Origin of the sequence: Cupriavidus sp. UBA2010 (genome assembly GCF_002335265.1) — a bacterium.
Taxonomy (GTDB): domain Bacteria; phylum Pseudomonadota; class Gammaproteobacteria; order Burkholderiales; family Burkholderiaceae; genus Cupriavidus; species Cupriavidus metallidurans.
On record NZ_DDCI01000020.1, the window covers coordinates 93468 to 105102 of the forward strand.

The window sequence follows — 11635 nt, forward strand, 5'->3', positions numbered from 1 at the left end:
AGTATCCGTTGCCAGATTTGCTTCTACTCGTTGGAGAAACACCATGAACGTACTTGTCACCGGTGCCAGTGCCGGGTTCGGTGCCGCCATCGCACGACGCTTTGCCGCCGCGGGCCACCACATCATCGCCGCCGGCCGCCGCGCAGACCGGCTCGAGGCGCTGGCCGACGAAATCGGCCGTGACAAGGTCCTGCCCCTGATCCTGGACGTGCGCGACCGCGAGGCCGTGGCCAAGGCCATCGCAAGCCTGCCGGCCGATTTCGCGGAGATCGACCTGCTGGTCAACAACGCGGGCCTGGCGCTGGGTCTGGAAGCCGCTCAGGCTGCCGACCTCGACAACTGGGACAACATGGTCGACACCAACATCAAGGGCCTGATGTATGTGACGCGCGCGGTGCTGCCCGGCATGGTCGCGCGCAATCGCGGTCATGTGATCAACATCGGCTCGACGGCCGGGGCGTACGCCTATCCGGGCGGCAACGTCTATGGCGCGACCAAGGCATTTGTGCGCCAGTTCTCGCTGAACCTGCGCGCGGACCTGCAGGGAACGCGCGTGCGCGTCACCGACGTGGCGCCGGGCCTGGTAGGTGGCACCGAGTTCTCGTCGGTGCGTTTCGGCGGCGACGAGAACCGCGTGCAGAAGGTGTATGAAGGCGCCGATGCGCTGACACCCGACGATATCGCCGAGACCGTGTTCTGGGCCGGCACGCTGCCCGCGCGCGTCAACATCAACTTCGTGGAACTGATGCCGGTGACCCAGACCTTCGGTCCGCTCACGATTCACCGAGAGGGCTGATCGCATGGCCAACATGGCCGGGCCGGCTGCCGCGCCCGGGCCGGCGGCCGCGCTTCAGCATGATGGGCGGCCATCCGGAGACGACGCGCTCCACGTGGAAAACCTGCGCGGCCATGATCGCGGCCATGGTGGTGGACCTTACTCGCTGGTGATTCCCGCCGGCAAGTGCACGATCCTGTCGGGCCCGTCCGGCAGCGGCAAAAGCCTGCTGCTGCGCATGATCGCCGATCTCGATCCGAATACCGGCGATGTCCGCCTCGGTGCCACCTCACGCAATGCGATAAGCGGCCCGGCGTGGCGGCGTCAGGTCATCTACGTGGCCGCCGACGCGGGCTGGTGGGCCGATGACGTGAGCGCCCATTTCGACGATTTCGCGCACAACCGGCCCGAGTTCGATCGGTTGGCGCATCAGCTTGGCCTGCGCCCGGACATCCTGTCGGCACAGGTCAGCCAGCTTTCCACTGGCGAGCGGCAACGGCTGACGCTGATGCGCGCGCTGGCACGTCACCCCCGATTCCTGCTGCTCGACGAACCGACCTCCGCGCTGGACCAGGACACCACCCTTGCCGTGGAGGCGGTACTGCGCCGGGTCATGGCTGGCGGTATCGGCCTGCTCATGGTGTCGCACAACCCGGCGCAAGCCGCACGCCTGCGTGACGCGCAGTACGTCATGAGCTCGTCGGGGCTGAAGACGCTGGAGATGCATTCCGCATGAGTCCGATCATCCTGACCACTGGCGACCTGGCGCTGGCCAGCCTGCTGATCATCCTGGGCGCGGGGCTGTCGGTGGCGACGTCACTGAATATCCACCGCACCTTGCTGTGGATGGCGCTCCGCATGGTCGTGCAGCTCTTGCTCGTGGGCCTGGTGCTGCGAACCGTGTTCGCGCTGTCATCGCCGTGGATCACGCTGCTGGTGTTGCTGCTGATGGTCGTGGCGGCCGCGCGCGAAGTTGGCAGCCGACAGCAACGGCGCCTGCGGGGCCCGTGGCAGTGGATGATCGGCCTGACCACGGTCAGCGTGCCGACGCTGACGATCACCGTGCTGGCGCTGACCACGGCGCTGCGTCCCTCGCCGTGGTACGACGCGCGCCACGCGATCCCGCTGGCCGGCATCATCCTCGGTAACGCCATGAGTTCGGCCAGCCTGACGTTGCACACGGCATTCAATGCGGCCTGGCTCCAGCGCGGCGCCATCGAGGCACGGATCGCCCTGGGTGACGACCGTCGCACGGCACTGGGCCCGATCCTGCGCCAGGCCGTGCGCAGCGGGATGCTGCCGACGCTGAACGTCATGGGCGCGGCCGGCATCATCACGCTGCCGGGCATCATGACCGGCCAGATCCTGGCTGGCATGGACCCGATCGACGCCGCCCGTTACCAGATCCTGCTGATGTTCCTGCTGGCGGGCGGCTGTCTGCTGGCCGCGTTCCTTGCCGCATGGCTCGCGGTATGGCGGCTGACCGACGAACGACACCGCCTGCGGCTCGATCGCCTGGACGCGCGCGGGTCCGACCACTGAGTCTTGTATCCGCCATGTACGCCAAGCCCGGGTTCGCGGATACCTGCGGTAATCTTGTGATTCCGGGCGCATACCAATGATTACGGCCCGTTAAATGCGGGGTAAACCGGTTCCTGCTTCGCGGATGCAGGCCCGATGCGGCAACTAGCATTCGGGCCTTGGCCATCAAGTAAGCAGGAGACCCGAATGCGTTTTGCCTTTGCCGGGTTCGACCTTTGGTGCGGTGTGTTCGATGCCTTCGTCGCGCAAGGCTGGCAGCCGCTGGCGTTGTTCACGATGCCCGTGGACAACCAGCATGACTTCAACGAGCAGGTGGTATCGCGGGCGCAATCGCTCGGCATTCCGGTGCACATGTCGCCGATCCGCACCGAGGACCTGCGCGCGCTGCGCGACCAGCAGTGCGAGGTACTGGTCGTGGCCGGGCACGGCTGGAAAATTCCCGACTGGACGCACGACCTGCATCACGCGATCAACTTTCATCCATCACCGCTGCCGGAAGGGCGCGGGCCTTACCCGCTGTTCCGCGCAGTCATGGAAGATCGCCGCGACTGGGCGGTGACATGTCATCGCGTGTCGCCCGCATTCGACGCAGGCGATATCCTCGCCGCGGAACCTGTCTTGCTGACGACGGACGAGTGCCATGAGACGTTGCAGTTGAAGCTGCAGCTTGCCGCACGCAAGCTGGCCACACGCGTGGCCAGCGACTTCCGCTCAATGTGGAATACCAGCCAGCCACAATCCGGCGGCAGCTACTGGCCGAAGCTGACCGATGCGGACCGCACGCTCGATTTCACGGGTCCGGTGGCCGAGATTCTGCGCCTCTGTCGGGCATTCGGACAGCACGAGTGCATCGCGCACGTCGGCGCCATCGCGCTGTATGTTCGTCATGCGGCGGGATGGCCCGAGACACACGACTACCTGCCGGGCACTGTCGTGCACCACTATCGGCGCAGCCTCGTGGTAGCGGCACGCGACGGCTTCATCGCACTGCTCGACTGGAGCGCATTGCCACCGCCGACCCGCGCGCTCAACGGGCGCTGAAGCACATGACGCACATGAGGCGCAGGCAGCGCCACCCCGCACATTGCGCACATGTCACCCCTGCGTCATGCCTGTGACCATGGCGCGGAAGCATTCTTGTCCCTGACAACAACCCGCCCGCGCAGCAGCACGGGCCATTGATGACAAGGAGGGCAAGACGATGCAAACCGCTTATCTGTTGATGCTGATTCCGGCGCTCGCGTCAGCCACTGCATTCGCCCAAGGCACACAGGGCACACAGGGCACGAGCGATACCGGCAGCAAGCGCACCACCGCGCAGGTGAGACAGGAACTGATCGAGGCGAAGCATGATGGCACCTATGCGCGGGGCAACGCGGAGTTTCCGCCCAGCGAGCAAACTGTCAAGCGACACAAGGAGGAGCATGCCGCGGCCAAGCATCCGAACGAAGGCAAGCCAACGAAGCCGGATGCGCACGACATGAAGTAGCCCGTTGCAGGTTGCATGCCTGCGTGCGAAGTGGCAGGCAGGAATGCAACCGTCGATGATGGCGCGGGTTGCCCATTTCTTGAGCAGCCCAGCTCGAACGCCTGATTGCAGGCGGCCTGGCGCGGCGATGTCGATGTTATCCACAGTTTCTGTGGATAAGGCCGGAGGCCATTCGGCCGCGTTTACTCACCACCGTTTACTCACCACCGTTTACTCACCACCGTTTACTCACCACCGTTTACCCACCACGTTTGCGCACGTATACGCACGCATACCCACCACACATCCGGCCTCGTTTCAAACCCAGCGAGGCCGCATTGCGTATACGCACCCGGCGTGCTCAGCCCTCTTCGCCGTAACCTTCGATCACCACGATGTCCGCCTGCGAGTGCGGCGATCGAACCGCCACCAGCGCCTGATATTCGGGCGAACGGTAGCACTCCAGTGCGCGCTGATAGCTCTCGAACTCGATCACGACGATGCGGTCCCGGCAATGACCCTCGACCACGGTCCGCTCGCCACCCCTTACCAGGAAGCGCGCGCCGTACTTGTCGAACACGGCCTTGTTGGCGGTGATGTACCCGCGATAGCCATCCATGTTGGCGATATCAACTGCGGCAATCCAGTATCCCTTGCGCATGATGTCTCCGAGTAATCCGGCAACCCGACTATAGCGGCGGCAACCGGCGCTTGACGGGCTGTGACTTCACGATGGCCGAACTCGTTTCGGCCAGGTCCGTGATTCTTTCGAGTATGTGATCGAGATGTTCGATCGAGCGCAGGTAGAGCCGGCCGATGAAGCAGTCGTCGCCCGTCACCTTGTCACACTCGGCGAATTCCGGAATACCTTCGATCAATCGTTGCACCGCCTGCAGCTTGCCCGGCAGTGGCTTGATCCGCACGATGGCCTGCATCGAGAAGCCCAGTGTGCGGGGCTCGACATCGACTGTGAAGCCCCGGATGACGCCCCGGTCCTCCAACCTGCGCAGGCGCTCCGACGCGCCCGGCGCCGACAGCCCGATCTGCTCGGCCAGCGCCTTGACCGGCATTCGCGCGTCCTGCTGCAGCAGTGTCAGGATGCGACGGTCGATGTCATCGAGGGACATAAGGAATTTCCCGTCTTAGCTTTGGAAACGACGGAAATATAGTCCATTCGCCTGCAATCCGATATCCCCGAGCGCCGTCTTACCCCCTAGAATTCAAGCCCTGAATGCCAGAGAGGCCAAAGAGACTTGTGGAGGGAACGCGGTGGACAACAAGACACGCGGAATGATGGAGATGGTTGCGGCGATGGTGATCTCGGGCACCATCGGCTGGCTGGTGGTGATATCCGGGCGACCGGTCACCCAGGTGGTGTTCTGGCGCTGCGCGTTCGGCGCGCTCGTGCTGTTGCCGGTCTGCGCGGCCAAAGGCTATCTCCGTCCCGGCAGAATCAGCCGGCGGCAACTGGCGCTGGCCGTCGCTGGCGGCCTGGCCATCGTCGCCAACTGGCTGTTGCTCTTCTCGGCCTACTCCGGCGCGTCCATTTCCATCGCCACGGCGGTCTACAACACGCAGCCGTTCATGCTCGTTGGCCTTGGCGCGTTGTTCCTTGGCGAGCGCCTGACGCTCGCCAGGTTCGGATGGCTCGTGTTGGCGTTCGGCGGCATGCTGCTGATCGTGCGTGCGGGGCCCGATGCGGGCGCCATGGATGGGCGCTATCTCGTGGGGATCCTGCTGGCACTGGGCGCCGCGTTCTGCTACGCGCTGGCCGCGCTGATCGCCAAGAAGCTCAAGGATGTCCCGCCACACCTGATCGCGCTGATTCACGTGATCGTCGGCACGGTGACGCTGCTCCCGATGAGCCTGCAAGCGGACTGGCCCACCGGTGCGGCGACATGGACGACGCTGGTCACCCTCGGCTTCGTGCATACCGGCGTGATGTACATCCTGCTGTATGGCGCCATCCAGAAACTCTCCACCTCGCTGACTGGCGCGTTGTCGTTCATCTATCCGATCGTGGCCATCCTGGTGGACCGGCTCGCGTTCGGCCATCACCTGCACCCGTCGCAGATCGCCGGCGCCACGCTGATCCTGCTGGCCGCCGCGGGCATGACGATGGGATGGTCGTGGCGCAAGCGCCTGCCGTCGGCCGCGCGCAAGCCGTCCGCCTGACAGCGGTCAATCGACTTCAATGACGGCCGGCCTTCGTCCACCCGGCGTCGTGACGCCGAGCCAACGGGCGAAGAGCTTGAGCGTCAGCCCATTGAAGAACAGGTTCAGCAGCACGAAGCCCGCCGCCATGGCCGCCGCGAAATGGCGGGTGTCTGGCGCCAGGTCCTGATTCCGGGCCAGGCAGATGGCCAGCGTCAGCGTCACGGGGCCACGCACGCCACCCCAGGCAATCAACAACTGGTGCGAGATCGGCAACGGTTTGCAGATGCCTATCCGGCTCATCATCGGCATGCTCACGGACAAGATGCCGAACCGGCTCGCCACTGCCGCGACCAGCACAAGCAGCAGGATGACGATGTCGATCATGCGCAGGTCGTCGAGCAGCGACGGCACATGTGCCGTCGCCAGCAGCAGCACACCGGCGCTGGCAATGGTGGCCTGATAGAGCCACAACTGCCGAAACAGCTTGACGTGCGATGCGGGTCGCCGCGAAAGCATGATCCGCCCGACCACGAGCCCCGCGCACACCACCGCCGCCACGCCCGACACATGCAGCACGCGCTCCGCGAACGGATAGATCAGGTTAGGCAACGCGAGCGACAGCGCGTACTCGGCGAACGGCGGGCTGCGCATCACGCCGGACACGAACACGAACACCACGCCCACGAGCCAGCCCACCGCGCACCCCCCCAGCAGCGAGAGAAGAAACTGCGCCAGCGGAAAATGCGCGGCATCGTGTGTCGGCATCACGGAAATCACACCGGTCAGCAAGGTCGTGATCGCAATCGCGGCGGCATCGTTGAACAGGCTCTCGCCTTCGACCAGCCGAATCAGCCGCGCCGGCGCGCCACTGCTCTGGAACAGGCCGATGACCGTGGACGGATCGGTGGTGCTGACGATCGCACCGAGCAAGAGGCAGGCGATCAGCCCCTGCCCGCTGGTCAGGTAAGCCACCGCGCCGACGCTCAGCGTTGCCGCGACCACGGCGCCGATGGCCAGCAGCAGGATTGGGCCGAGGTCGGCGACGAACCCTGAACTGTCGACCTCGATTGCCGCCTGAAACAGGATTGGCGGCAGGAAGATCCAGAGATAGGCCTCGGGCGGCATGGCCGGCGCCAGGAACGGCGCGATGGTGTTGGCCGCGAATGCAGGCGCGACGTGCTCTAGCGCCACATAGCCGAAGCCGAAGGTAACGCCGGCGGCGGTCAGGATGATCGGGTCGGGCAATCGCACGCGCTGTGCGATGACATGGCAAATGGCGATGAGGAACAGCAGCACGCCGACTCGCGTAGTCAGTTCAATGGCAACGTCCAAGGTTGGGCTCCTGATGCGGATGGGGAGTTGGCTGAGGGCGCTGGCGGCTCTTCCGGCACTATTGCGGGACGAGCATTGAGTAGACCGGTTAGATGCACGGCTGGCGGCCAAGATTCTGCCGATTCGCGCAATTCCGCATTGCAGAGTGACGGCGGAGCCGTGCGGAGCCCCGCGCTGCAAGGCGGGGCGGGGTATTGCCTCCCACCGGTGACCGTATGCGATCCGCCACAACCCCTGCGTGGCATTGACCGTGCGGGTCGCCGTCGCTAGGATAGGCCGGCGCCAGCCCCTGCCTGGCCGGCGCGGCAAACGGCGCCGCAGGCCGGACTGCGCAACCGAAGTGGCCGATCGACCAGACCATGACCCACCAGCCCCCGGCGATGGACGCGGATATCCGCGTGATGCTTGTAGAAGACGACCCGGCCACCAGTGCCCGCCTGACTTCCGCGCTTGCCAGCGTGCCCGGCATCCATGTGATGGCAACCTGCCACAACCGCGTCAGCGCCTGCGAGTGGCTGACCGTCAATACGCCCGATGTAGTGCTGTGCGACCTGGGCCTGCCCGATGGCTCCGGCATTGATGTGATCCGCTTTGCCCGGCACCGGCACCCACACTGCGAGTGCATGGTCATCACCATGTTCGGTGACGAGGCCAATGTGCTGGCCAGCATCTCGGCCGGGGCCACCGGCTATCTGCTCAAGGACGCTTCCGACGAAGACCTGCGCGCTTCCGTGCGCGAACTTCGCGCGGGCGGCTCTCCGATGAGTCCCGTGATCGCCCGCCGCGTCATCAACCGGTTGCGCGATGCGAACGTCCCTGCCCCGCGCGCCGTCCGTGCGGAACCGGCTACGCCGTTGTTACCAGAAGCCGCCGTTGCGCTCTCCGCGCGCGAGTCCGAGATTCTCGACCTCGTCGCGCGCGGCTACACCTATGCGGAAATCGCCCGGCACCTGTCGATCAGCGTGAATACGGTGGCGGCCCACATTCGCAACATCTACGGCAAGCTGGCCGTGAACTCGCGCTCCGAGGCGGTTTTCGAAGCCCACAAGCTTGGTCTGCTGAAATCCATGTGAGCCGCACGGTGATCGCGCGCCTCGCTTCCGCCCCGCGCTCCTCGCGATGGATCGCCTTGCTGTTCGGGTTCGTCACCCTGGCCGCGCTGATGCTGGCCGCGTGCTCGTCCGTCGGCGACGACAAGCACGAAGACAAGCGCGAAGACGCCACCAACGCCTCCACACAGATCTTCAGGCAAGCCGATGCCACATTCGGCGCGATCCACTGCAGCGGCGGCGCACACGCACACGCACACGACAACGCCGCTGGCAGCACTGGCTCGCCATCCGCACCGGTCTCGCTGCCGTACTACTGGGACCGCGAATTGCCGCGCCAGAGTGGCACGGCCACTTTCCGTATCCGCTTTCCCCATGAGGCTGGCGGCCGCGAAGGTCTGGGGTTCTACCTCGCACGCGCGGCCAACAGCTTCGAGATGCGTCTGAACGGCAAGCTGCTGGCCACTGCCGGCGACCTTTGCGCGCCGGCCCTGTATGGCGGACAGCGTCCGCTCCATGTGCCCGTGCCGCAGGCCATGCTGCAGCCCGACAACGAACTGTTGGTCACGATCTCCGCCCGGGCGGACGCGCGTGGCGGTCTGTCGGCGATCGAATTCGGGCCCGACAGCGTGACGCGCGCGCACTATGACCGCGCGCTCTGGTTCCGCGTGATCGGCCCGCTGGTGATTGCGGCTGTCAGCCTGGTGCTGGCCGGCATCTCGCTGATGATCTGGTGGCGCCAGCGCGATCCGCTGTTCGGGCTCTATGCGCTGGCGGAGATCGCCTGGGCCATCAGCCTGGCCGAGTTCTTCCTGACCGACGCGCCGCTACCGCGTGGTCTCTGGCAGGTCATCATCCTCTCCGGCCGCGCCGTCTTCATGCTGGCCACCGCGAAGTTCGCATTCATCGTCATCGACGTGCGCGCGCGCTGGCCGGGCTGGCTGGTCAACGGGTATCTGTGGCTCAAGCTGCCATTGATCCTGCTGATGGCCAGCGTACTCAGCATGCCCTACCTGAAGCTGGCCGACTGGGCGGTCAACGTGGTGATGGCCTGCTGCGTCGGCGGCGCGCTGGTGTGGTCGGCATGGCGTCGCCCCAATCGCGAGCGCATCGTGCTGGCCGGCGCGCTCGGGCTTGCCACGGCACTCACGCTGGCGGACTTTATCCGGATCACCATGATCGGCGACTTCTACTGGGAAACCGCCCTGACGAAGTACGTGTCGTTGCTGTTCAGTCTGGCGATGGCATGGCTGCTGGTGGAACGCTTCACCGGTACCAGCCGGATGCTGGCGGACCTCAACCGCGATCTGGATCGGAAGGTGGCGCAGAAGGAAGACGAACTGCGGCAGCTCTACGCCCGATCGCGCGAGATCGAACGCGAACAGGCCGCGATGAAGGAACGTGGCCGCATCATGCGCGACATGCACGATGGGCTCGGCAGCACGCTGGTTGGCGCCCTCAGCCTGGTCCGCTCGGGGCAGAGTTCGTCGCCGGTCATGCAGAAGCACCTGCAGCAGGCCCTCGACGCGCTGAAGCTCTCGGTCGACGCGATGCAGGACACCGGTGGAGACCTGGCAGCCGTGCTCGGCACGCTGCGCTACCGCCTGCGTGAACGGCTCGAAGCGGCGGGCATGACAGTGGACTGGCAGGTGGACCGCCTGCCAGAACTGAAAGGACTCACGCCCCAGATCGTGCGGGAATTGCAGTACCTGCTGCTCGAAGCGTTCTCGAACGCCATGCAATACGCGCCGGGCGGCGTGATCCGGGTCATCGCGCGCAGCCTGACCGACGATGCCGACGATGCCGAAGCGATCGTCATCGAGATTCGCGACAGCGGACCGGGGTTCGATACCACGGCTGCTTCGCAAGGTCATGGGTTGGCCAACATGCACAGCCGCGCAGCCAGCATCGGCGGCGAACTGCAGATCGAATCGTCGCCCCATGGCACGGCCGTGCGCCTGCTGCTGCGTCCGGATCGCTGGACGGATACCGCCATGCCGCGGCCCGAGACAGACCCGGCCTGAATGGTCCCCGCGGCGCACGCTATCGCACGCACCGACGCCCACACCGACGCCCACACCGCCGTCCATATACGCCTGACGCATAAGCGTATGTCTGCTTGATCGTTCTCCCTGAGACGGGTCGGCCATACAATGGCCCGACGCCATGGCACATGCCGCGACGACATCCATCAAGAACAACAGGGCCAGAAGGGAGAAGACGATGAAGCTGGGCAAGGGACTACGTCTGTTCACCGCGCTGCTTGCGGTAACGGTGATGCAGGCTGCAGGAGCAGCGGACCCCGACAAGAAGGAGATCCGCTTCGGCGCCACCGCCGGCCCCTATGCCGACCAGATCCGCTACGGGGTCAAGCCAATCCTCGAACAGCAGGGCTACAAGGTCACCATCATCGAGTTCAGCGACTACGTCCAACCGAATCTGGCGCTGGCCGACGGCGCCATCGACGCCAATGCGTTCCAGCATGTGGTCTATCTGAAGAAATTCTCGAGCGACCGCAAGCTGGCGCTCTCCGAAATCGTCCAGGTTCCCACCGCGCCGATCGGCATCTATAGCCGCAAGCACAAGTCGCTGGCCGAGGTGAAGACCGGCGCCACCGTATCGCTGCCCAATGACCCCACCAACCTGGCGCGGGCCATCGCGATCCTGCAGCAGATCGGCTGGGTCACGCTCAAACCCGGCACTGATGCCGTGCGCGCCTCCGAGCGCGACATCGACGGCAACCCGCACAAGCTCAAGCTGATTCAACTGGAGGCAGCGCAGTTGCCGCGTTCGCTGGACGATGTGGACTATGCCTTCGTGAACGGAAATTTCGCGCTGGCTGCCGGCCTGAAACTCACCACCGCGCTGGCGCTTGAAAAGATTCCTGACTACTACATGAACCTGGTCGCCGTCAGGACCAGCGATCTGAACCGGCCTTATGTCGCGGACATCCGCGATGCCTATCGTTCACAGGCATTCAAGCAGGTCACGCAGCAACGTTTCGCGGGATTCGTTGCGCCGGCATATCAACGTTGATGTGGCACGTGTCGGGCTGGTCAGCCAGCCCGGCTCTTCAGGGATGCCTGGAGGCCGATCGTCAGGGATGACCTGCCGCTTTCGGCATCCAGAGACGATGACCCGGATGTTTTTCCCTTTGTCGTTACCTTCGGGGTCAGCCGGGCGGGGCTCGTACCGCCATATTCTGGAAGCGTTTTCGGACCTGCCCCATGACATGCCAAGGTTCAAGGACGAGGTACTGCGAAGCGCGCCCGGCATCGTCGCCACGGATGGGCAGAAGTAACGCCGCCTTCT

Annotated in this window: 12 protein-coding genes; 9 read left to right on the plus strand and 3 right to left on the minus strand. The window is 65.1% G+C overall.

Features of this window, described 5'->3' with window-relative positions; all coding sequences use genetic code 11:
* Nucleotides 1–43 precede the first annotated feature (43 nt).
* The 5 genes from B2246_RS15065 (at nt 44) to B2246_RS15085 (ending at nt 3806) form a co-directional block, all read left to right on the plus strand.
* Complete coding sequence (locus B2246_RS15065; RefSeq protein ID WP_008642479.1) at nt 44–796, plus strand: SDR family NAD(P)-dependent oxidoreductase; 753 nt, start codon at nt 44–46, stop codon at nt 794–796.
* 4 nt (nt 797–800) lie between these two features.
* Nucleotides 801–1511, plus strand: coding sequence for an ABC transporter ATP-binding protein (locus B2246_RS15070; RefSeq protein WP_286881985.1), 711 nt, complete (start codon nt 801–803; stop codon nt 1509–1511).
* The gene (locus B2246_RS15075; RefSeq protein ID WP_008642477.1) at nt 1508–2317 is read left to right on the plus strand and encodes an ABC transporter permease; all 810 of its coding nucleotides are present in this window, start codon (nt 1508–1510) and stop codon (nt 2315–2317) included. Before B2246_RS15070 ends, B2246_RS15075 begins: the two co-directional genes overlap by 4 nt.
* A 186-nt stretch (nt 2318–2503) precedes the next feature.
* Nucleotides 2504–3358, plus strand: coding sequence for a methionyl-tRNA formyltransferase (locus B2246_RS15080; protein WP_008642476.1), 855 nt, complete (start codon nt 2504–2506; stop codon nt 3356–3358).
* Between the two features lie 160 nt (nt 3359–3518).
* On the plus strand, nt 3519–3806 hold the full coding sequence (locus B2246_RS15085) for a DUF4148 domain-containing protein (RefSeq protein WP_186425859.1): 288 nt from the start codon (nt 3519–3521) through the stop codon (nt 3804–3806).
* Between the two features lie 340 nt (nt 3807–4146).
* Here the strand turns inward: B2246_RS15085 and B2246_RS15090 are convergent, their stop codons facing one another.
* Nucleotides 4147–4446 (minus strand): DUF1330 domain-containing protein, encoded by a 300-nt coding sequence (locus B2246_RS15090; protein WP_008642472.1) that lies wholly within the window; start codon nt 4444–4446, stop codon nt 4147–4149.
* 28 nt (nt 4447–4474) lie between these two features.
* Nucleotides 4475–4912, minus strand: coding sequence for an Lrp/AsnC family transcriptional regulator (locus B2246_RS15095; RefSeq protein WP_008642468.1), 438 nt, complete (start codon nt 4910–4912; stop codon nt 4475–4477).
* A 163-nt stretch (nt 4913–5075) separates the two neighbouring features.
* Here B2246_RS15095 and B2246_RS15100 point away from each other — a divergent pair, with 163 nt between their 5' ends.
* Complete coding sequence (locus B2246_RS15100) at nt 5076–5960, plus strand: DMT family transporter (protein WP_008642466.1); 885 nt, start codon at nt 5076–5078, stop codon at nt 5958–5960.
* 6 nt (nt 5961–5966) lie between these two features.
* Here the strand turns inward: B2246_RS15100 and B2246_RS15105 are convergent, their stop codons facing one another.
* Nucleotides 5967–7274: a cation:proton antiporter gene (locus B2246_RS15105; RefSeq protein ID WP_008642464.1), complete on the minus strand. Its 1308-nt coding sequence runs from the start codon at nt 7272–7274 to the stop codon at nt 5967–5969.
* 359 nt (nt 7275–7633) lie between these two features.
* On the opposite strand from B2246_RS15105, the gene B2246_RS15110 reads away from it, so the two are divergent.
* The 3 genes from B2246_RS15110 to B2246_RS15120 all read left to right on the plus strand — a co-directional run bounded on the left by B2246_RS15110 (nt 7634) and on the right by B2246_RS15120 (nt 11359).
* The gene (locus B2246_RS15110) at nt 7634–8347 is read left to right on the plus strand and encodes a response regulator transcription factor (RefSeq protein WP_286881984.1); all 714 of its coding nucleotides are present in this window, start codon (nt 7634–7636) and stop codon (nt 8345–8347) included.
* Nucleotides 8344–10347 carry a sensor histidine kinase gene (locus tag B2246_RS15115; protein WP_286881983.1) on the plus strand — a complete coding sequence of 668 codons (2004 nt, stop codon included), beginning with the start codon at nt 8344–8346 and terminating at the stop codon, nt 10345–10347. The genes B2246_RS15110 and B2246_RS15115 overlap by 4 nt, the downstream gene beginning before the upstream one ends.
* A 199-nt stretch (nt 10348–10546) precedes the next feature.
* Nucleotides 10547–11359: a MetQ/NlpA family ABC transporter substrate-binding protein gene (locus tag B2246_RS15120; protein WP_008642460.1), complete on the plus strand. Its 813-nt coding sequence runs from the start codon at nt 10547–10549 to the stop codon at nt 11357–11359.
* Nucleotides 11360–11635: the final 276 nt, after the last annotated feature.